Origin of the sequence: Paractinoplanes ferrugineus (assembly GCF_016862195.1) — a bacterium.
Taxonomy (GTDB): domain Bacteria; phylum Actinomycetota; class Actinomycetes; order Mycobacteriales; family Micromonosporaceae; genus Actinoplanes; species Actinoplanes ferrugineus.
The window spans coordinates 170661-191800 of record NZ_BOMM01000009.1; the positions used below are offsets into that span (position 1 = coordinate 170661).

Genomic DNA, 21140 nt, shown 5'->3' on the forward strand with positions numbered 1-21140 from the left:
GCCCCCAGCGCGGCGATTCGGCCCGGCAGCGGCCCGGTGGGGCGGCTGCCGGTCGAGGTCGCGCCGTGATCCCGCTCGGCGACGACGGTCAGAGCCAGCCGCGTTTGGCCGCCTGGAAGGTCAGGCCCGCCCGGCTGTCCACGCCCGCCACCGCCATCAGGCGGTCGAGGCGCCGCTGCACGGTCCGCTTGCTCACGCTCAGGTGGGTGGCGATCGACTTGTCCGGCATGCCGGCCACCAGCAGCGACAACAGCAACCGGTCCGGCTCGTCGGTCGACTCGCCCATCACCGGCGTCGCCCGCTCCCAGTAGCTCTCGAACAACGCGATCAAGGCGTCGAGCAGCTCCGAGGAGCGGATCAGCGCGGCGGTCGGTTCCCCGGCGCCGCGGGTGGCATCGGGCACGAGCGGGCAGATCGCCAGGTTCCGGTCGGCGATGGCCAGGCGTACGGGCAGGACCGGCAGCGTACGAGCTTGCTCACCGAGCCCGACCGCCTCGACGATGCTCGCCAGCTCACCGGGCTTCTCGAGCAGCGCCCGCTCGTAGATGGCGCGATAGCGCACGCCGCGGGTCAGCGCCGGCGTCTCCTCGGTGTTCTCCGGCCCGTGCATCGCGATCGGGTTGGCCCGGCAGAACCAGAGAATCTCCTGTTTGGCCGAGTCCTGCAGGTCACGGAGCCGTTCTCGCAACGCCGGCGCCCCGACCACGATCTCCATCAGGTGTTCGGTGCTCCGCCACCGGGTGTTGCTGCGGTATTCCTCGCTGAGCGCCGCCACGACGTGCCGAGCCGCCTCGAGGTGCTCCTGCTCGCGCAGAAGCACCTCACCGAGGGCGACGTCGGGTGGTAACGCCCGGTAGACGGGACCGGCGGTGACGAGGCCACGACGCCGCAGGCTCTCCAGCCGGGCGAGCGCTTCTTGCGCCCCGATCGCGGCCCGTGCGGCGAACTCGTCGACACTCGCCCCGGCCATCTTCACGAGCAGCCGGTAGGCCTGCTCCTCGGCGGGCGGCAGCAAATCCACGCGCACACTGTAAAAGGTTTCACTTTATGGCGTCGGCCCGACCACGGTCCGGATCGTGACGGTGGTGCCGACCGGCACCACCCGCCCCGGTACCGGCGACTGACTGATGACATAGGCGCCGGTGGTCCGCCCGTTGACCACCGGTTGAAGTCCGGCGTCCCGGATCTCCCGAGCCGCGAGCACGGCCGGGTCGTTGAGCACGTAGGGCACCACGGTCGTGGCCGTGACCGCGGCCCCGGCCGGCCCCGCCGCCTGCGCGGACACCGGCGCGGCCAGCGTGACCACACCCCCCATGACGATCGCCGCCGCCGCACCCAGCACACGTTGTCTCAGTGAATTTCGCATGCCCGGAACCTATGGCGGCGCCCCCCGGTCAGGAATCGGCAGGACTGCCCATGGCACTACCTAAAGCGCGACCGCAAGATTGGCACGCCCGACCTATCCCGCCGCCCGTCGGTCGGCCCGGTCGGCCCGGTCGAGGACGGTGCGCAGCGGCGGGAAACCGTTGAAGCCGACCGAGGCGTAGGTCGCCGTGTAGGCGCCGGTGCCGTGTATCCGGACCAGATCGCCGGGGCGCAGCGCCAACGGCAGTTCGTAACCGGCGTTCTGGTAGAGGATGTCGACGCTGTCGCAGGTCGGGCCGGCCAGCACCACCGGGGCGGTCGGCGCGCCGTCGTGCGGGGTGCTCAAGCGGTACTGGATGGCCTCGTCCTCGGTCTCGGCCAGACCGCCGAACCGGCCCACGTCCAGATAGACCCAGCGCGGCTCGTCCGCGTACGACTTGCGGGAGACCAGCACCACCTCGGTGTGCAGCACGCCGGCCGGGGCCGCGATGTACCGGCCCGGCTCGATCATCAGGGCCGGGCGGGCCGGGAAATGGCTCGCCACGGCGGCGTCGATGGCCTTCGCGTACTTGTCGATCGAGGCCACCTCGGTCTGGTAGTCGACCGGGAACCCGCCGCCGCAGTTGAGCAGGCGCAGGTTGATGCCGTCGGCGGCGAGGCGGGCGAACAGGGCCGCGGCGTCGGCGATGCTCGGTTCCCAGCGGCCCGGGTCGAGTTGCTGCGAGCCGACGTGGAAACACACCCCGGCCGGGTCGAGTCCGTTCGCGGCCGCCCAGCGGATCAGGTCCAGGGCCATCTCGGGAGCGCAGCCGAACTTGCGGCTCAGCGGCCAGCGCGCGCCCTTGCTGGAGGCGAGCACCCGGCAGACGACCGCCGATCCGGGGGCGTGCACGGCCAGCTTCTCCAGCTCACCGAGGCTGTCGAAGGCGAAGAGCCGGACCCCCTGGGCGTACGCGTACGCGATGTCCTCGGCCTTCTTGATGGTGTTGCCGAAGGACAGGGTGACCGGGTCGGCGCCGGCGGCGAGGGCCAGGCCGATCTCGTTGCGGCTGGCCACGTCGAAGTGGCAGCCGGCCCGGACCAACTCGATGAGCAGGGTCGGCTCGGGATTGGCCTTGACGGCGTAGTAGACGGGCGTGCCGGGAAAGGCCGCGGCGATGCGGTGGTATTGCGCCACGGCGATGGAGATGTCGACCAGCAGGTAGGGCGTGTCCACTATGTCCCCCGATGATCAGCGGAAGGGTTCACCCCCTCAAAATGTCGTACCCCCGGTCTACCGTCCACCCATGACCACGCTGGAGAACCGCCCCGACAGCGCCCTTCTGGTGATCGACATGCAGAACGACGTGGTGGCTAGCGCCCACGACCGGGACCGTGTCGTCGCCAACATCTCCGACCTGGTCGACCTCGCCCGCAACGCGGGAGTCGAGGTCATCTGGGTCCAGCACAGCAGCGCCGACATGCCGATCGACTCCGCCGGCTGGCAATACGTCGCCGAGCTCAAGCGGGCCGACTCCGAGCCGCTGGTCCACAAGCGCTGGCCCGACTCCTTCGAGGACACCACGCTCGAGGAGGTACTGGCCGCGCGCTCGGCGGGCCACCTCTACGTCTGCGGCGCCCAGACCGACGAGTGCATCCGCTCGACCCTGCACGGCGCGATGACCCGTGGTTATGACGTCACCCTGGTCGGTGACGCGCACACCACCGAAGATCTCTCCGAATACGGTGCGCCGACCCCCGACAAGGTGATCACCCACACCAATCTCTACTGGAAGTTCCACCGGGCACCGGGCCGCACGGGCGGCACGGTGAACACCGCGGAGGTCACCTTCCGCGGCTGAGACCGGCCGCCGCGACCGACCGTGCCACGCGAGGCCGCCAGTCGCCACAGGCTGGGCTTTTCCTGGAAACTGCGGTGAAACACGCCCTGGTTAGCGTCGTGCCCTCTCCAGGGAAAGTGAGCCTCCGCGTGACCTCATACATAGATCGGCGCTCCCTGCTTCGCGGCGGGGCCGGCCTCGCCCTGCTCGGCACCACCTCCGCGCTGCTCGCCGCCTGCGGGGACGACGACTCGTCGCCGACCTCGTCGGCCTCCGGCGGGGCCAAGAGCTTCGGCACCCTCGACTACCAGCTCTCCTGGGTCAAGAACGTCGAGTTCGCGGGCGCTTACATCGCCGACACCAAGGGCTACTACACGGCGGCCGGGTTCACCTCGGTAAACCTGATGGCCGGCGGCCCGAACGTCAGCCAGGACGCGGTGGTCGCCTCGGGCAAGGCGCTGCTGGGCATCTCCTCGCCGGACATCACGGCGGCGGCGATTCTCAAGGGTGCCGGGCTGGTTATCGTCGGCGCGCAATACCAGAAGAACCCGTTCTGCATCATGTCGCCGGCCTCGGCCCCGATCAGCACGCCGGCGGACCTGATCGGCAAGAAGATCGGCGTGCAGGCCACCAACGAGCCGGTGTGGAACGCGTTCCTCAAGGCCAACAACATCGACCCGGCCAAGGTCACCAAGGTGCCGGCCCAGTTCGACCCGTCGCCGCTGGTGTCGAAGGAGGTCGACGGCTGGTTCTCGTTCTTCACCAACGAGCCGAACCTGCTCAAGACCAAGGGTGTCGACACCGCCGTGATGCTGCTCAACGACCACGGCTACCCGATGGTGTCCGAGGTGTACGTGGTCAAGAAGTCCACCCTGACGTCGGACCGCGACAAGTTGAAGGCGGCCATCGTCGGCGACATCAAGGGCTGGACCGACTCGCTCGCCGACCCGAAGACCGGCGCCAACCTGGCCGCCACCAAATACGGCAAGGACCTGGGTCTCGACGAGGCCGAGCAGGTGCTCGAGTCGGCCGCGCAGAACACCGTGGTCTCGACCGCCGACACCAAGAAGAACGGCCTGTTCACGATCACCGACGAGCTGATCGACGAGACGATCAAGACGCTGGCCCTGGGCGGCACCACGATCACCAAGGACAAGCTCTTCGACATGTCGGTTCTCACCGAGATCTACACCGAGAATCCGAGCCTCAAGGGGACGTCCTGAGCGAGGAGGGCCGGGGGATCGTGCTGCGGCAGTTGACCAAGCAGTTCACGATCCGCCGGTCCACCGTCACCGCCCTCGACCGCGTCGACCTGGACACGCCGGCCGGCGCGTTCGTCGCGCTGCTCGGGCCGTCGGGGTGCGGCAAGTCGACGATCCTGCGCATTCTCGCCGACCTCGAGAAACCAACTTCCGGCGACGCGTACGTGCATGGCGAGGAGCCGGCCGCCACGCGTCGCAACCATCACCTGGGCATCGCGTTCCAGGATGCGGCGCTCCTGCCGTGGCGGTCGGTGGTGGCCAACATCCGGCTGCCGCTCGAGGTGAGCGGCGTCAAGGTGGACGATCGTACGATCGCTGATCTGATCAAGCTGGTCGGTCTGGAGGGTTTTGAGCAGGCGCGCCCGGCTCAGCTGTCCGGCGGCATGCGGCAGCGCGTGGCGATCGCCCGAGCCCTCGTGGTGGAGCCGCGGATCCTGCTGCTCGACGAGCCGTTCGGCGCTCTCGACGAGATGACCCGCCAGCGACTCAACCTGGAGTTGCAGCGCATCTGGACCGAACGCGCCACCACCACCCTGCTGGTCACGCACTCGATCGCCGAGGCCGTCTTCCTGGCCGACACGGTGGCGGTGATGAGCGCCCGGCCCGGTCGGATCGTCGCCCAGGTGGAGATCGATCTGCCCCGTCCCCGGACCCCGGAGATGACGCGCACCGCCCGCTTCCACGAGTTGGAGGACCAGCTCAGCGCGCTCCTGTTCGGATCGGACCCGGCGGAGAAGGAGACCGTCGGATGACCTTGGCGTCGGTCCTGGCGCCGGCCCGGCGAACCGGGGCGCCGCGCTGGCTGTTCGGCACCATCGGCCTGCTCACCCTGATCGTCCTCTGGGAGATCCTGGGTCGCACGGTCTTCGCCGACAGCCGGGCGGTCCCACCGCCCACCAAGATCCTCAGCCAGTTCGGGCACGACGGCTGGTCGTTCTACTGGCCCAACATCAAAGCCACCCTGCGGTCGGCCGGCTGGGGCTGGCTGTGGGGCAACGCGATCGGGATAGCGTTCGCCTTCCTCCTGATCCAGTTCCCCCTCATCGAGCGCGCCGGCATGCAGTTGGCGCTGGTCAGCTACTGCCTCCCGGTGATCGCGATCGGCCCGGTGCTCGCCGTGCTGTTCACCGGCGACAAGTCGAAGGTCATCCTGGCCGCGCTCTCGGTCATCTTCACCACCCTGGTGGGCGCCCTCGTCGGCCTGCGCAGCGCCGATCGCACGAGCCTCGACCTGGTGCGTGCCTACGGCGGCGGCAAGTGGACGCAGCTGTGGAAGGTACGGCTTCGCGCATCCCTGCCGAGCCTGTTCGCGGGCCTGCGCATCGCGGCCCCGGCAGCCATGCTCGGCGCGATCATCGGCGAATACCTGGGGGCCGAGTCCGGCCTGGGAGTAGCAATGATCAACTCGCAACAGAGCCTGGCGGTCGAGCGGACCTGGGGTATCGCCCTGGTCGCCACCGCCCTGTCCGGCGCCGCCTACGGACTCACCGCCCTGGTCGGCCGCCTCCTCACGCCGTGGGCCCCGAGGTCCGCCGGATGACCGCCGCCGACGGAGCCGGGCCGGCCCGGCGTGGTCGCCGGGCGGGTGTTCGCCTGCTCAAAGGCATCGGGGGCGCGGTCCTCTCGGTGATCGTCATCTGCGGGGTCTGGCAACTCCTGGTCAAGGGCTTGCACCTCGACCCGTTCCTGACCCGCGGCCCCGTCGACGTCTGGAAGTACCTGACCGACCCGGAGCACGACGCCGAGCGCACACTGCTGTGGGACGCGAGCCGGGTCACCGCCCTCGACGCCGCCCTCGGCCTGCTCGGCGGCACCGTCGCCGCCCTGGTCACCGCACTGGCGTTCGCCCTGTGGCGACCGGTGGAGCAGACCTTCCTGCCGATCGCGATGGCCCTGCGCGCCGTGCCCCTGGTCGCGATGACTCCGCTCATCGCGCTGATCTTCGGACGCGGCCTGATGGCGGTCACGGTGATCGCCGGGATCGTGACCTTCTTCCCGGTGTTGGTGAACGTCTCGCTGGCGCTGCGGTCGGTGCCACGCTCCTCGATGGACCTGATGCACGCCTACGGTGCGTCGCCGTACGCCACGCTGTTGCGGGTGCAGTTGCCGGGCGCCCTGCCGGCCCTGTTCGCGGCGATGCGGGTGGCCGCCCCGCTGGCCCTGGTCGGCGCCCTGCTGGCGGAGTGGTTGGCGACCGGCAAGGGGCTCGGCTACCTGATGCTCGCCTCGGTGACGACGTTCGAGCTGGACCGCATGTGGAGCGGCGTGACGATCGTGACGGTGGCGTCGATCCTGCTCTACACCCTGATCAGCGTCGTCGAGCAGCTGACCCTGACCCGCTACGCCCCCGAACACCAGGCCCGCACCCTGTAGGCGTTCGGGGGCGAGCCCTCATCCGTTCGCGGTCAGCTTCGGTCCGGGTGTTCACACCACTCGCGGCGGGCTCCCCGAGATCGACACTTCCGACTGACCGGGCGACGAGCCGCGGAGTCCGCTCGGGAACCCGATCCTGGACTGGATGGTTCCGGGACCGAGCCATTATGGTGATGATGTGCTGACCGATCGTGATCGCACCCTGCTGGCACCCCATCTCCCCCTGCTGCGTAAGGCCCGAGCCGAGCTGACCGCCGCCCGGCAGGCGCTCACGGAGGCCGAGCAGCAGGTGGGCGAGTCCCGCACCGGCACCGACTGGCGGGACCGCACCTTCGGCGGCCTGTTCAGCGTCGACGAGGGCCGGGCGCGGCGCTTCCGCGCGGCAAGACGCGCTCACAAAGCGGCTCAGAGCAGCGTGGAGGCGGCCGCGAAGCGCTACGTGAAATATTCGGTCCGGATCGACGAGTTGCTCGAACCCCTCCTCAGCCGCGACGACCTGGCCTTCCGCGAACTGCTGGCGGCGCTCAAGGAGTGCGACAAGGCACTGCGGTCCGTCGAGTCGATGCGCGACCACATCCGCTCGGCACTGACCAAGCCGTCGCAGAACGCCCGCAGGACCAACGCGGCCAAGGAGAGCGACACCTGGCACGAGGCCGAGTTCGCCCGGCGCCGCTTCGACGAGTTGGTCGCCGAGGTGCAGCAGTCGGTGCCCAGATTGCGGCGTGTGCTGAGCCAGACCGCCCGGGCGGTGGCCGAGACGACCGGCGGCCGGCCGCCCACCGTCCCGCACCTCGACTCCAGCCTGCTGAACCGCCGTGGCCGGGCCGCCGAGCAGCCGTTGCGCGCCTTGCAACGCCGGCTGGAAACCGTCGTCCAGGAGGTCGCCGGCTGGCGCACCCAGGTGGACGCGGCGCGCAAGGCAGCCCTGCGCGCCGCTGAGGAGAGTCTTTAACGGACCCGCACGGTGAATGTGTCGGCCTTGATGACCCGGTTGTCGATGTAGAAGGCGTCGAGAGCGGCAGCGGCGCGGCTGTTCTCGGCGGCCGGGAGGCGGCAGAGGCTGTAACCGGACGGTCCGGTCACTCCGGTCGGGACACCCTTGACCAGGCACCCACGGAACGTACGAGCCGTGCCGCCGCCGGTTGCCGGACCCTGGTCGCTGGTGTTGACCGGATAGCCGGCACAGCCCACACAGACCTTCGCGTCGTTCTGCGCGACGAGGGCGGCGTCGGTCAGCCGGGTGAGCGCGCCCGGCAGACCGGCGGCCTGCGAGGCGTCGACGAAGCGGGCGTACGCCGGCAGGGCCGCTCGACCGACGAACCAGGCCGGCACGTAGTCGGGGAACACGCAGCCCGGACCTGCGGCTCCCGGAGTGGCGTTGTCACACCGCCCCCGCGGCAGTGTGACGGTCGAGAAGATGCCCGGCGTGAAGAAGTTCGGGTTCGTGAGGAGGAAGGTGATGCTCGATTCGAAGCCGCCGACCTTGCCGGGGCTGTCCGACATGGAGATGAAGGTGGCCCAGCCGCCGACATCGGCGCCGTCGGTCATCGGCTGCTGCGGGAACGAGTCGTCGGCGAGATCGCAGTCGGCCCAGCAGTCGTTCATGGCCCAGACGGCGGTACCCACCGCGGTGCCGCTCCGGCTGTACGACCGCAGGGCCATCCGGTGACCGAACTGGGACGCGGTGGTGGACATGTCGCCGACGGCACTCACGATGAAGTCCATGGTGCCGGTGACCTGCTGGCTCGCGGTGTCGTAGTCACGCAGGAACCAGTCCGAGACGGAGCACGCCGAGGTGCGGGTGGCCCACCAGCCGTCGAAGGCATGGTCGACGCACCACTGCGGCACGCCGTCGGGTGCCCTGGCGGCCAGGCTCACGACCGCCGCCGGAGTGGGCTGGGTGCGCTGCTCGGCGCATTGAACGTTGGGCACGTCGTGGGCCGCCAGCCAGGCGAGGGTCGACTCGACGCCGGCACAGCCGGTCATCCGGGGCGCGGTGGCGGTGACCTGTTGAGGTGGTTGGGTGGGTGGACCGGCGCCGGCGGACGCCGGGGCCGCGACGCCGAGGGCTACGGCAGCCGCGGCCACACCGGCGGCCGACAATCGAGAAAGGTTGAACATGGCTTAAGAATTACCAAAGGATTCAGATCGGTCGCTGCCCCACCTCCATACACCGTTCAAGTCGGGAAAATCCTGATCAGGGGCTGATCAGGCGATCGAGCAGAGCGTGCCGTTCAGGGTGAACGCCACCGGGAAGAGGTTGGGTCCGCTGTAGGAGCCGACGAAGCCGACCGAGGCCGTGCCGCCGTTCGCCGCCAGGGTCGCGTCGCTGGTGACCCGCACCCCGGTGCCGGTCTGCGTCCAGGTCGCGCTCCAGCCGCTGCTCACGCTCTGCCACGTGGTGGGCCAGGTGTAGGCGAGAGTCCAGCCGTTCAGCGGGGCGGCGCCGGTGTTGGTGATGTCGATCTGCCCGACGTAACCGTTGCCCCAGTCGTTGGTGTCGGCGAACTTCACCGTGCACGTGCTGGTGGCGGGGGCGCCCGTGGTGAAGGTCAGCGGGGCGGACGACCACGACTGATTACCGGCGCCGTCCCGGGCCAGCACGTTCACCGTGTAGCGCCGGCCGGGCTGCAGGTTGTGCACGGTGAACGACGTACCGCTGGTCTCGCCGAGCTGCTCGCTCACCGCGCCGTTCGCGCGGTAGATCTCGTATTTCGCGGCGTCCGGCCCGCCGGACCAGCTGATCGTGGCGGTGCGGTCGGTCACCGCCGACGCCGCGAGCCGGGTCGGCGCCTTGGGCGAGGCCCCGGAAGACGATTTCAAGGTCAGGAGCGTCAGGGAGTACGGCGGAAGCGTGCTCGCGCTGCCCGAGTGGATCGCCGTGTCGCCGTTGCCGTAGGTGAGCACGACCGGGGCCGCCGACGACGGGGTGTAACCGCTGTAGTCAAGCGCCACATCGCGGGCCGCCGCCGGGTCCTTGTTGATCAGCAGCACCGCGAGATCGCCGTTGGGCCGCCTGGCCGCGTGCGCGGTGACCAGCGGGTCGGAGGTGCCGGCCCGGATCATCTGGTCGCCCGGGTGGATGAACGAGGAGAGCAGCTTCAGCGCGTGGTACGGGGCGAACGGCGTGTTCAGCGGCGGTTCGCAGACCGAGTTGTCGGCCGTGCAGTTACCGCTGGAGAGCAGGCCGAAGTCGTTGTAGTCGGTCTGCCCGGCCACCGTCGACGGCGTGCCGATGCCGTTGTGGACGTTCCACCACTGCACCGTGAAGACGCCGTTGGCGATGAGGCCGGCGTACGCGTCGGCCAGGAAGATCGCGCCGGGCTGGGTGTTCTGCCCGACCCCGACGTTGAGCTCGGTGAGGCTGATCCCGAGCCGGCCGGCGTCGGCCCCGCCGTAGGAGTTGATCTGCTGGCGCAGCGCGTAGATCGAGTCGTCCAGGTACTGCGTCTTGCCGAGCGCCTCGGCCGCGTTGCCGCCGCCCGGGTACCAGTGCACGTCGGCGAAGTCGATGTGCGGCCCGGCGATCGACAGCACGGTCCGGTTCCAGGTGGCCGAGTCACCGGTGCCGACCAGTCCGTCGGGCCAGTTCGCCGGCATGGTGAGCACGGCGCCCACCTTGATCGTCGGGTCGACCGCCTTCATCGCGTCGGCGTAGGCGACCACCTCGTTCGCGTACTGGGTCGGGCTGAGGTCGGTGTGGTCGTCGGCCTCCCAGGCCGAGCCGTAATGGCCGTTGCCGTAGTTCTCGTTGCCGATCGTCCAGTAGCGAGCCTGGTATCCCTTGGTGACGTTGGCATAGCGCACCCAGGCGGCGGCCTCCCCGGCGGAGCCGGTGCCGTAGTTGGCGATGATCATCGGCTCGGCGCCGGTGCGCCGGGCCGAGGCCATGAACGTGTCGAAGTCGGTGTTCGGGGCGACGTAGCCACCGGGCGCGGTGTGCGTCTCCCAGTGGTAGATGTCGGCATAGGAACCGCCGGGGTAGCGGATCATCTTGACGCCGGCGTCGCCGAGCAGGTCGGCGACCGCGTCGGTGCCGAGCGTGGTGTCCCAGATGGCGTCGTTGACACCGAGCGCGGTGGCCGGCACGGTGGCGAGCCCGGCGCGGGCGTTGACACTCACCGAGACCGGGGTCGCGGCCGCGCGGGCGGAACCGGGCGGGGCGGCGAAAGCACCCTGGGCGGGTGGCGCGACCAGGGCAGTCGCGGCGATGAGGGCTACGCCCAGGGCCGCGCGACGGGGATTCGCAAACTGCATGGCTCTCCAAAGTGGGTGAATTCGAAGAGGGGAATGGGAGCGCTCCCAGTCTGCTGTTAAAAGTGAGAGGTGTCAATATCGTGAACATTTCCTGGCAATTTCCTGTGATCTTGTGAATTTCGCTGCGGAAATGCGCGAGGGCCGCACCCCGGACGGGATGCGGCCCTCGGCCGATCTGACTTTGCTGAGTCAGGTCACTTCTTGAGCGGGAAGTGCGGGAAGCCCGGCCCGTGGTGCACCGGGAAGCCGGGACGGTGCCCCGGGAAACCGAACCGGTCCCAGCGGACCTGCAGCGCGAAGTAGCCCCGCTTGAAGCCGAACGGCACGCGGTAGCAGGTGTAGCTGTCCCAGCGGTTCTGCCAATCCCCGATGCGGCCGGCGTTGTGACACGCGATCGGGCTCCGGTAGTAACCGGCGATGCGGGTCGACGACGGGCCGTGCTTGGCGGACGCCTGAGTGCCGGCCTTGTCGGCCGCGGGCGCCGGGGCGGCGGACGTGGCGGCGGCGGGGCCGGCGCTGAACGCCAGGGCGGCGGTCGCAGCCATTCCCGACATCGTGATCATACGGGCGACTTTATTCATCGATTCACCTCTTCGTATCCGGGTATTGCCGATGTGATGACTATAGGCAATATGCGGCATTCGCCCGGTTTAAAACGCTTACTCGAATAGGTGAATTGATCAGGCGACAATTTCGATTCATAAATGGCGGTCCGGCGGCGAAATGCCGCCGGACCTGGGGCGATTAGTACTTTCGGATGGGTCAGCGTGCCGGTTTGGTCAGCAGGCATCCCGACACGGTCAGATCGATGGCCCGGCTCGAGTTGAGGCAGGTCGTGAACCAGTAGGTCTGCTCGCCGTAGCTCTGCCCCTGGTAGGCGTGCGTGGTGCCGTTGGCGTCCACCTCGCACGGGTTGTTCAGGGTGCACATCTGGCCGTCGTCGTTGCCGGTGTTGTTGATGCCGACGATCTGGCCGCTGGTCGCGCTGACGATCGGCGAGCCCGACGTGCCGTGGATCGTGTCGCAGTTGGCGTCGTACCGGATCGAGTCCGTCCAGGTCCACACGTCCTCGCGAAGCTTGTTCACGAAGCTGTCGATCTTGCAGGTCCAGATCCGCTTCCAGTAGCTGGACGGGATCGTGATGCTCGAACCGGCGGTCGCCCGGCTGCTCGCGATGGTGTAGGCGGTGGCGCCGTAGTTGCTGCTCAGCGTCGCGAAGGTGGAGGTGAGCCGGTACAGCGTCACGTCCGTGCCGGTCATCGTGGCGTAGATGACCCGGTCGGCGCGTACCGTGCCGAGCGCGGTGCCGGCCGAGTTCAGCAGCGAGCCGGTGCGGCTGCTGGTCCGGTTCTGGATCACCACGCCGGCGCCCGGCATGCCGCCCTCGTAGCAGTGGCCGTTGGTCAGCATCATCGCCCGGTCGGTGCTTACCGAGCTGGGGAAACGCACCAGCGCGGCCGAGCAGTTGCTCAGCTTGATCGTGTTGGCGAGGGTTCCGGCGGCGAGGGCCGGGGCGGGCGCGGCCTGGGCCGCGGGGGTGGGGCCGGCGAGGATTCCGGTGGCGGCCGCGATGACGGCGGCGCCGAGTGCGATTGCCCGTCGTAGGCGCATGAAGGGTCCCTTCTGCTCTGCGGGGTGGAGCGCGTGACGGGTCGGCGACACGCAGACACCAGAGGTGTCATGACATTCGCATCGCGTGTCATCTATGTCAATCGATCTGGGGCGAGATCGACGGCCGCGCCGCTAAGGAATCCAGGGAGCCTGTCGAAGGGCACTCCATGGTGCCCGGTGCCTGGGTCGACGAGGAACTTCCCCGCCTGAACAGCGCCATTCTGCACGGCGCCGCACCGCCGGCGCTGCTGCTCGAACAGGTTGCGCAGACGCTGCTCCCGCCGTTGCCCCCGGCCCACCAACTCAGCCGCGACCAGGCCAAACGCCTCGTGGTGCGGCTCGGTTTCGTGGGCGCCTCGGTGGCTCGGCACCACCAGGAGCACGACCCGGCGGGCAAGGCCGAACCCGAGCGGGCATTCGACGGACTGTCCGCCGACGGCATGCCGTTCCGGGAGTACTTCGCCGCCCTCGCCGCCCGAACCGGCGAGGGCCACTACGACCGGGACAGTTTCGCGTCGCTGGTGCGGTGGAACGTCGGCACCCTCGAAGTGCGCCGCGGCGAGGAGCTGATGGCGGTGCTGCCCGGCGCGTTCGACGACGGCCGGATCCGCTCCTACACCGGCACCCGCGGCGAGGAGAACTTCTTCCTGCTGGTCAAGCGGGGTGAGGCGATCGAACTGGCGATCAACGACGTGCTCGAGCCGCTGGCCGAGGCGCCGCTGCTGGACGACGACGCGGTCGACCGGCTGCGGGCCGCGACCGAGCTGGTGGAGGCCCTGCGACGGCTGCTCGTCGACTTCGCGGCGGCACCGCCCGAGGAGTCCATGCCGGCGGAGCAGTTCCTCGACGTCTTCCGGCAGTTCGCGGTGCACTGGACGACCGGGGACATCCCACCGAGCGGCGCCCTCGACCCGGAGGCGCTGAAACGCGACTTCCTGCTCGGGATCGACCTGGCCGGTTACGACCACCACGTACGCCGGCTGTTCCCGGCCCTTCTCGACGCCGAGCGCGACGAGCTGGAAGCTCTGATGGCTCGCCCGACGCTTCCCGGGCGGCTGCTCGACGAGCTCAGGCTCGACCCGGACGAGCTGCGTTGCGCACCGGCCGCCGAACTGCGCCGCCTGGTCGGCCGCCAGCCGGCCGTCGCCGACTGGTACCGCCTGCTCGCGGCGCACGCCCGCGCCGCCGGGGCGCACCTCATGCTGAGCAAGAAATACCTGTTCAAGCCGCAGCGCAAGCGCGACGAGGCGGGCCTGGGCGACCGGCCGCTGGTGTCGAACCGGGCCGGCACCACCGGCATGAACGAGATGTTCCTGGAGACCCTGACCCGGGCCCGCAAACAGCACCCGCTTGCTCCGCTTCGCGCCGCCCTAACCGCGGAAACCGGGGAAAAGAGTCCGACCACGGGGGTACGGTCGGGCCGGTCGGTCTCGGTCGCGCTGGTGGGGTGACGTTCACGTGAAGTCCCAGCTCGTCGGACTCGAGCAGCTGATCGCCCTCCTCGACCACACCTCGGCGGTCATCTACATGCGCGACGCCGACGGCCGCTATCTGCTGGTCAACCGGGAGTACGAGCGGCTTTTCCGGCTCCGTCGCGAGGACATCGTCGGGCTCACCGACCACGACCTGTTCCCGGCCGCGATCGCCGACGAGTTCCGGGCCAACGACCTGGCCGCCATCGAGCGCGGCGAGCCGCTGCAGATGGAGGAGGAGGCGCCCGCCGACGACGGCATGCACACGTACGTGACCATCAAGTTCCCGCTGCGGGACGAGACCGGCACGGCGTACGCGATCTGCGGCATCTCCACCGACATCACCGAACGCAAGCAGGCCGAGGCCGCGCTGCGGCGCAGCGAGGAACGTTTCCGCCTGCTCGCCGAGCACGCCCATGACGTGATCTTCCGATACCGGCTGCACCCCGTTCCCGGCATGGAATACCTCAGCCCGGCCGTGGAGAAGATCATCGGCTACCCGCCCGAGGAGTTCTACGCCGACCCGGCGCTGATCTTCGGAGTCGTCGACGAGGAGGACCGGGGCGCCCTGGAACGCTCCTGGCACTCGCCGGAGCCGAGCCTGCTCACCGTCCGGTTCCGCCGGCGGGACGGCCGCACCGTCTGGATCGAGCAGCGCGCGGCCGTGGCCGGCGGCGCGGTCGAGGGCATCCTGCGCGACGTCACCGAGCGGGTCCTCGCCGAGCAGACCCGGGTGCAGCTCGAACAACAGCTGCGCCAGGCCGAGCGGCTCGATTCCCTCGGCCAGCTGGCCGGCGGCATCGCGCACGACTTCAACAACATCCTGGCGATCATCTCCGGGTACGCCGACGTGCTCTCCGACGAACTCGCCGACAGCCCGGTCGCGTCCGACGTGCAGGCCATCGTGCAGGCCGCGGCGCGCGGCAGCGGCCTGACCCGGCAGCTGCTGATCTTCAGCCGGCTCGAACCGTCCCGCCCCGAGTCGCTCGACCTCAACGTGGTCGCGGCCGACATGCAGCGCCTCCTCGCCCGCACCCTCGGCGAGGACATCGCCTTGCGCACCGAGCTGGCCGCCGACCTGTCGACGGTCACGATGGATCGCAGCAAGCTCGAACAGGTGCTGATGAACGCGGTGATGAACTCGCGGGCCGCGATGCCGAACGGGGGCCGCCTCACCATCGCCACCGGCGCCGAACCCGGCTACGTCTGCCTGCGCATCACCGACACCGGCTCCGGGATGGCGCCCGAAGTGGCGGCACGCGCGTTCGAACCGTTCTTCACCACCAAGGGCCGGGGCAAAGGCACCGGCCTGGGTCTGGCCACGGCCTACGGGGTGGTCGCCGACGCCGGCGGCACGATCAGCCTGGAGTCCGAACTCGGCCACGGAACCACGGTGCTGGTGCGCCTGCCGATCGGCGGTGCCGAGCCGGCCCAGCACGAACCCGCGGCCCGGGCGGCCACGACGGCCGGGGCGGGGCGGCGCATTCTCGTGGTCGAGGACGAGGACGGCGTACGCGACATCGTCTGCCGCATCCTCACCAAAGCCGGCTACGAGGTGTTCTCGGCAGCCGACCCGCACGAGGCCCGCCGACTTTGCCTCGACGACCACCTTCAGGTCGACGCCCTGCTCAGCGACGTCATCATGCCCGGCATGTCCGGCACCCAACTGGCCGCCGAACTCCGCCACGCCCGTCCGGAGCTGCCGGTGCTGTTCATGTCCGGCTACACCAGCGGCTCCGCTCCAGGCGGCCAGGAGCTGCCACCGGACGCCCCGCTGCTGCACAAGCCGTTCCAGAACCATCAGCTGCTGCAGGCGATCCACCAGCTCTTCGCGCCCGGCCCGTAGCCGGCACCGCGCGGCCTACTTCATGGTGGAGAGCACCAGGTCGACGGCGCGCTCGATGGCCGCCCGGGAAGTGTCGTCGTCGTCCAGGATGTCGAAGCTGTGCCGGCCGTGCGGCACCTCGACGATGTCCGGCCGGATCTTGGCGGCCGCGATGAACGCCTTGATCCCGGCCAGGACCGGCGGGTAGTCCGCGCCCGCCCGGGTCAGCACGATCGGCAGGTCACCGGCCTCCGTCACGGCCTCCACCGGGCGGAAACGCGGCTCGTCGGGCAGACCCGGAAACTGGGCCAGCAGCGCGTAGGTAAGCGCCACGCAGCGCAGCCAGGCCGGCGGTTCGCGCAGGTAGTCGGCGCTGAGCAGGCCACCGCCGGAGAAGAACCACAAGGCGATGCGGCCGCCGTCGACCCGCGGATCGGAACGCAGCGTCTCCACCGCCGCGCGCACGTCATCAGCGGCCGTGGCGTAATCGGCGGGCGTGTGCAGCCCATGGTCGACCACGGCACCCATCACGCCGCGACCGGCGACCAGCGACGCGTAGGCCTGGAACATCGGCCAGTCCCGCGGAGTCGGGCGCTGCTCGGCCGGAACCGGACCACCATGCACGAACAGCACCGCCGGCCGGCGCCGCGCCCCGTCGTCGGGCGGATAGAGATCGACCGCACCCAGTCGCTCGGCGGGGCGGATCGTGACCGGCAGGACGAGCGGCTTGAGGATGTCCATGCCCAGCAGGCTAGCCACGACGATCGGCAACCACGATCGGATATCGGACGACGAAAGGCCCGGTCTTTTGACCGAGCCTTTCGAACATCTTGCATGGGGTGACCGACGGGACTTGAACCCGCGACCCCCGGGACCACAACCCGGTGCTCTACCAGCTGAGCTACGACCACCATGCTGAACGGGAACTCAACCCGTCGCGCCGGACAATCATAGCGGGCACCCGGCGGGCTTCGTCGAGCGGGTTACCCGGACGAGTCGGTCACAGCTCCGCGGCGATCGCCTTGGCCGTCTCGACGTCCGGGCCCGGCAGCGGCACGAAGATCGTCCGGCGGTAGTACTCCAACTCGCGGATGCTCTCCCGGATGTCGGCCAGGGCCCGGTGGGACAGGCCCTTCGGCGGCTGCCCGAAGTACACCCTCGGGTACCACCGGCGGCACAACTCCTTGATCGAGGAGACGTCGATCATGCGGTAGTGCAGGAACGCGTCCAGGGCCGGCATGTCGCGGGCCAGGAAACCCCGGTCAGTGGCGATGGAATTGCCACACAACGGCGCGGTGCGCGGATTGGGGACGAACTCCTTGACGTACGCCAAGACCTGCTCCTCGGCCTCGGCCATGGTGATCGCCGAGCGCCGCACCTCCTCGGTGAGCCCCGATTTGGCGTGCATGTCGCGCACCACCGGGGGCATCGCGTCGAGCGCCGCGTCGTCCGCATGGATGACCAGGTCGACGCCCTCGCCCAGCACATTGAGCTCGGGATCGGTGACCAACGCCGCGACCTCGATGAGCTTGTCCTTGCCCAGATCGAGACCGGTCATCTCACAGTCGATCCACACCAGAAGATCAGCCACGCCGACAGCCTACGCCCGCCCAGGCCACCACGCTGTCACGTCCCGGCCCCCCACCCGTCCGGTCCGATACGGAACGCGCCGCGCTTTGTCCACTTTCCGTCCGGGACTTCCCAGTTTGGTCGTTATACGGCTAAACTGGGCTTAACGGACGAAGACCCCCTTCGGTTACTCCGTTCCCCCGGTAAGGGCCCTCCACGTCGGCAGCGCGGAGGGCCCTTCGGATGCCGCAACACAAAAAGGCCGCCCTGGGGCGGCCTTTTCCAGCGGCGTCAGTCGTCGTTCGGCAGACCCGGCGGGGTACGCCGCCGACGTACCGGCTCGGGCGGAGCGGGCTCGACCCCACCGGGGTTTGTAACGGTTCCGCGCCGACGCCGCTGAGCGGATGCCGCGAACAGCTCAGCCGCCTCCGCCACATAGCCGGAGATGCCAGTGGCCGACGCTGCCGCCTTGGTGGGCGAAGCCGGTTTCGCCGGTTTCGCCGCGGCCCCCGGAGCGCCCGAGACCCCCGGAGCCGCCGAGACCCCCGGAGCCGCCGTGGCCCCCCGCGCCGCTGTGGCCCTCGAAGCCGCCGGAGCCCTCGAAGCCGCCGGGGCGGCGGGGTCGGCCTTGGCCGCGGCCGGCTTCGCCACGGTGGACGCCGCCTTGGTAGCCGCTTTCGCCACCTTCGTCGCGGGCGTGACCTTGGCGGGCGTGACCTTGGCGGGCGCCCCGCTCTTGACCGCCTGAGTCACCTTGCCCGACTCAGCCGACCTGGCCGCCTGAGTGACCTTGGCCGCCTGAGTGACCTTGGCGGCCGGAGTCACCTTGGCCGGCTGAGTCACCTTGGCCGGCTGGGCGGCCTTGGCGGGCCCTTTGGCGGGCGTAGCGGTGTCGGCCCGGGTTTTCGTCGCCTTGGTAGCCTTCGCCGCTTTCGCCGCCTTTGCTACCCCGGCTCGGGTGATCTTGACCGGCCTCGTCTCCGCGTCCTCGTCCTCAGCCACGTCGGCAGCCACTTCCGCCCCACGGGCCTGGGCCACGGCGGCAGCCCGAGCAGCCACCGTCTCGGCCGCCTTGCGCCAGGCAGCGGGCACCTGGCGGGACGGATCAGCCGGTTTGCGTACGCCCCCGGCCGCCGGCATCGGACGCTGAGTCAGCGGGAAATCGGCCATCGGAGTCGGCCCCGCCGTCCCCACACCTCCCTGCGGCGCATCCTCGTCCCGGGAACTGCTCGGCGACGGCATCGGCCGACGACGGTTCTCCGGCGGCCGGGGCCCCTCGGCCGTCGGGTCTTCCGGCGCGGGCATGGGCCGCTGCGCTTTCGTCGCCCCGGCCTCGGTGGTCGAGCTCTGTTCCGCCCGCCCACCGGCCGAACCCACCGAAACCCGCGCATCGATGTCGGCTTGCTCATCCGGGGGGCCAACGCCGGCCCGCACCTCCCGCGGGTCGGTGCCGATCCGCTCCCCCCGCGCCATCGCATGCATGACCGACGGGACGTCCGCGCCACCGGAAGCCACCCGCACCGCTCGCTGCCCGCCCCCAGCGACAACCCCCGAGCCGGACTCGGCACCATCAGCTCCAGCCGCCGTGCTTTCCGGGCCGGCAGACTGCATCGGCGCCGCCGAAACGCCAGGCGACACCGTCCCCAGGGGCGCCACGCCCACCCCAGACGGCGCGGACGCTGCGGACGCTGCAGGCGTCGCGGGCACTGTGGGCGCTGCAGACCTCATGGGCGCTGCGGGCGTCGCGGGTACTCCAGACGTTGCGGGCGCTGCGGGCACTGCAGAGGTCGTAGGGGGCGTCGCTGGCGCTGCAGACGTCGCAGGAGCTGACGACCTCGGGCGCACCTCGGACGTCGCAAGCGGGGACGTCGGGGGCGGCGTCGGGGAGCTCGTGGTTGCTTCCGGCCTTCCGGGCGCCGAAGACTTCGTGGACACTTCGGACGACGCAGGTGCCGCCGACCTCTCAGGAGCATCGGGCTTCCCCGGCACCGCAGATTCAGCAGGGATTGACGGCGACGCAGGCCCCACTGATGACCCGGACGTCGGTGGTACCGCGGGTCTGAGGGGCGTGGCCGCTGCGGACGCCGGTGGCATTCCGGGCCTCCCAGACCGCACGGGCGTTCCGGTCGCTGCCGAAGCGCCGGGCGCCGCCGCCGAGCCAATCTTCGCGGCCGCTCCAGGTGCTGCGGCTGAGCCGGGCTTGGCGGCCGATCCAGGTGCTACGGCCGAGCCGGGCGCTGCGGGGCGCGGCCGGGCCGGGGCCGGCGGGTGGGCGCTGGGCTGAGCTGCGTTGTCGTCGCGGGCGGCGTGCCGGCCGCGGCTGTCGGTGGGGTGGGTTCCGGCGGCTGCGGGGGTGGGCGGTGCGGCCGGCACCGGGGCAGCGACTGGTGGGGGGAGCTTGGGAGCGGACACCGGAGTGCGGCCTTCGCGGCCGGCCTCGGTGTCCGCTCCCGCGGCCTGCCGCGCCCTACTGGCGGTTAGGGGCGGCTCGGCGCCGGCGTCCGTGGTCGTCACGCGAGCGGACGACGCGGTGGAACCGGCCGGTGTGGCTTCGGCGGGTGACCGGGGCGGCTGGGCGGCGTTTCGCTCGCCCGACGGGCCCCCATCGGTCACCGGAGTGGAAGCGGCTTCGCCCTGCACGGTAGTCGCCCCAGCCGCTAGCGGCTCGCCCGACAACCCGGGCTCGACGTCATCGACGACCCGTTCAGCCGTCGCCAGGGCGGGGCTGCCGAGACCCGTCACCTGAGGGAAGGCGGGGGCCGGCGGGGCCACGGATCCGCCTACGGCCGGAGGCGTAACAGCCGACGGAGCCGGCGGCGTAACAGCCGGCAGAGCCGGGGACGACTCGGCCGGCGGGCCCGGAGACGGCACGGTCGGCGGTTCGATCGGCCGGGCTGCCGGGGTCTGCTGGCGGCCCACGCGTGGGGAGTCGGCGCGGCGGAGGCCGGTGGCTGCCCAGTCGGCGGCTCCCGGGCCGGTGATCACCGAGACCCGTTGTCCGGCCGCGCGGGCCTCGTGGGCGGTCATGCTCTCCCGGCCGGGCGGCGGCGTGGACGACGCCCCGGACATCGCCTCGGCGCGCTGATGGGCGGCACGGGCAGCACGGGCGTCGGCTGCGCCGGCTTCGTAGGCGGCCGCAACGGCATCGTCCCCGGAGGGCGCGGGTGCGCTCCCCGGTCGCTTGGCACCGCCCGCGGTCTCGCCGCCGCGTGAGGTGGTGCCAGTTCCGCCTCGCTCGGCGGCTGCGGCAGCGGCCTTCCTCCGCGCCACTTCGGCCATGCGGGCCGCGGCCGTCGCCTCGGTCTCGCGGGCTCGCTCGGCTGCGGTCTCGGCCACCCAGGCGCCTACGGCGGAAGCCTGGAACAGCGGGATGTCGCCCGGCTCCGAATCACGCTTGCGGGAGCCTCGTTCGCCTCGGCGGCCGAACAACGCTTCCGCCGAGGAGGGGTGGTCGCCCAACGGCAACGCCCCGCCGGGAGTCGGCTTGATGTAGCTCAGCGGTTCGCCCGGGGCCGGATCCCGGGTGGCCGGGGGACGGCCGGGAATCGCCGTGGCCGCCGCGTAGGCGGCGGGGTCGGGTGGGCCC

General features: G+C 70.5%; 19 protein-coding genes and 1 tRNA gene. 9 read left to right on the forward strand and 11 right to left on the reverse strand.

What is annotated here, in order from left to right; translation table 11 throughout:
* Nucleotides 1-88: 88 nt before the first annotated feature.
* The 3 genes from Afe05nite_RS07290 to Afe05nite_RS07300 form a co-directional block, all read right to left on the reverse strand.
* Nucleotides 89-1021, reverse strand: coding sequence for a helix-turn-helix domain-containing protein (locus Afe05nite_RS07290; RefSeq protein ID WP_239117619.1), 933 nt, complete (start codon nt 1019-1021; stop codon nt 89-91).
* A gap of 24 nt (nt 1022-1045) precedes the next feature.
* A complete protein-coding gene (locus Afe05nite_RS07295) occupies nt 1046-1366 on the reverse strand; it encodes a PASTA domain-containing protein (protein WP_203816194.1) in 321 nt (106 codons plus the stop codon).
* Between the two features lie 93 nt (nt 1367-1459).
* On the reverse strand, nt 1460-2581 hold the full coding sequence (locus Afe05nite_RS07300; RefSeq protein WP_203816195.1) for a type III PLP-dependent enzyme: 1122 nt from the start codon (nt 2579-2581) through the stop codon (nt 1460-1462).
* 70 nt (nt 2582-2651) lie between these two features.
* Here Afe05nite_RS07300 and Afe05nite_RS07305 point away from each other — a divergent pair, with 70 nt between their 5' ends.
* From Afe05nite_RS07305 to Afe05nite_RS07330, 6 genes are all read left to right on the forward strand, one after another.
* A complete protein-coding gene (locus Afe05nite_RS07305) occupies nt 2652-3206 on the forward strand; it encodes an isochorismatase family protein (protein WP_203816196.1) in 555 nt (184 codons plus the stop codon).
* 128 nt (nt 3207-3334) lie between these two features.
* Complete coding sequence (locus Afe05nite_RS07310; RefSeq protein WP_239117620.1) at nt 3335-4408, forward strand: ABC transporter substrate-binding protein; 1074 nt, start codon at nt 3335-3337, stop codon at nt 4406-4408.
* Nucleotides 4409-4428: 20 nt separating this feature from the next.
* Nucleotides 4429-5199, forward strand: coding sequence for an ABC transporter ATP-binding protein (locus Afe05nite_RS07315; RefSeq protein WP_203816197.1), 771 nt, complete (start codon nt 4429-4431; stop codon nt 5197-5199).
* Nucleotides 5196-5987, forward strand: coding sequence for an ABC transporter permease (locus tag Afe05nite_RS07320; RefSeq protein ID WP_203816198.1), 792 nt, complete (start codon nt 5196-5198; stop codon nt 5985-5987). The genes Afe05nite_RS07315 and Afe05nite_RS07320 overlap by 4 nt, the downstream gene beginning before the upstream one ends.
* The gene (locus tag Afe05nite_RS07325) at nt 5984-6820 is read left to right on the forward strand and encodes an ABC transporter permease (protein WP_203816199.1); all 837 of its coding nucleotides are present in this window, start codon (nt 5984-5986) and stop codon (nt 6818-6820) included. The genes Afe05nite_RS07320 and Afe05nite_RS07325 overlap by 4 nt, the downstream gene beginning before the upstream one ends.
* A 178-nt stretch (nt 6821-6998) precedes the next feature.
* Nucleotides 6999-7772 (forward strand): hypothetical protein, encoded by a 774-nt coding sequence (locus Afe05nite_RS07330; RefSeq protein ID WP_203816200.1) that lies wholly within the window; start codon nt 6999-7001, stop codon nt 7770-7772.
* Here Afe05nite_RS07330 and Afe05nite_RS07335 read toward each other — a convergent pair.
* From Afe05nite_RS07335 to Afe05nite_RS07350, 4 genes are all read right to left on the reverse strand, one after another.
* On the reverse strand, nt 7769-8941 hold the full coding sequence (locus Afe05nite_RS07335; protein WP_203816201.1) for a hypothetical protein: 1173 nt from the start codon (nt 8939-8941) through the stop codon (nt 7769-7771). The genes Afe05nite_RS07330 and Afe05nite_RS07335 overlap by 4 nt on opposite strands.
* A gap of 87 nt (nt 8942-9028) precedes the next feature.
* On the reverse strand, nt 9029-11077 hold the full coding sequence (locus Afe05nite_RS07340) for a cellulose binding domain-containing protein (RefSeq protein WP_203816202.1): 2049 nt from the start codon (nt 11075-11077) through the stop codon (nt 9029-9031).
* A gap of 194 nt (nt 11078-11271) precedes the next feature.
* A complete protein-coding gene (locus Afe05nite_RS07345) occupies nt 11272-11622 on the reverse strand; it encodes a hypothetical protein (protein WP_203816203.1) in 351 nt (116 codons plus the stop codon).
* Nucleotides 11623-11839: 217 nt separating this feature from the next.
* Nucleotides 11840-12688, reverse strand: coding sequence for a S1 family peptidase (locus Afe05nite_RS07350; RefSeq protein WP_203816204.1), 849 nt, complete (start codon nt 12686-12688; stop codon nt 11840-11842).
* Nucleotides 12689-12855: 167 nt separating this feature from the next.
* On the opposite strand from Afe05nite_RS07350, the gene Afe05nite_RS07355 reads away from it, so the two are divergent.
* Together Afe05nite_RS07355 and Afe05nite_RS07360 are read left to right on the forward strand one after the other, a co-directional pair.
* Nucleotides 12856-14139, forward strand: a complete 1284-nt coding sequence (locus Afe05nite_RS07355; protein ID WP_203816205.1) for a hypothetical protein — start codon at nt 12856-12858, stop codon at nt 14137-14139.
* Between the two features lie 7 nt (nt 14140-14146).
* Nucleotides 14147-16006 (forward strand): hybrid sensor histidine kinase/response regulator, encoded by a 1860-nt coding sequence (locus Afe05nite_RS07360; RefSeq protein WP_203816206.1) that lies wholly within the window; start codon nt 14147-14149, stop codon nt 16004-16006.
* 15 nt (nt 16007-16021) lie between these two features.
* Here the strand turns inward: Afe05nite_RS07360 and Afe05nite_RS07365 are convergent, their stop codons facing one another.
* From Afe05nite_RS07365 to Afe05nite_RS07380, 4 genes are all read right to left on the reverse strand, one after another.
* Nucleotides 16022-16726 carry an alpha/beta hydrolase gene (locus Afe05nite_RS07365; RefSeq protein WP_203816207.1) on the reverse strand — a complete coding sequence of 235 codons (705 nt, stop codon included), beginning with the start codon at nt 16724-16726 and terminating at the stop codon, nt 16022-16024.
* A gap of 94 nt (nt 16727-16820) precedes the next feature.
* Nucleotides 16821-16896 (reverse strand) — tRNA-His (locus Afe05nite_RS07370).
* Nucleotides 16897-16985: 89 nt separating this feature from the next.
* Entirely contained in the window at nt 16986-17576 is a 591-nt protein-coding gene (gene orn, locus Afe05nite_RS07375) for an oligoribonuclease (RefSeq protein WP_203816208.1), read from the reverse strand.
* Nucleotides 17577-17845: 269 nt separating this feature from the next.
* A complete protein-coding gene (locus Afe05nite_RS07380; RefSeq protein WP_203816209.1) occupies nt 17846-18694 on the reverse strand; it encodes a hypothetical protein in 849 nt (282 codons plus the stop codon).
* Between the two features lie 1807 nt (nt 18695-20501).
* On the opposite strand from Afe05nite_RS07380, the gene Afe05nite_RS07385 reads away from it, so the two are divergent.
* On the forward strand, nt 20502-20639 hold the full coding sequence (locus tag Afe05nite_RS07385) for a hypothetical protein (RefSeq protein WP_203816210.1): 138 nt from the start codon (nt 20502-20504) through the stop codon (nt 20637-20639).
* The last annotated feature ends 501 nt before the right edge of the window (nt 20640-21140 follow it).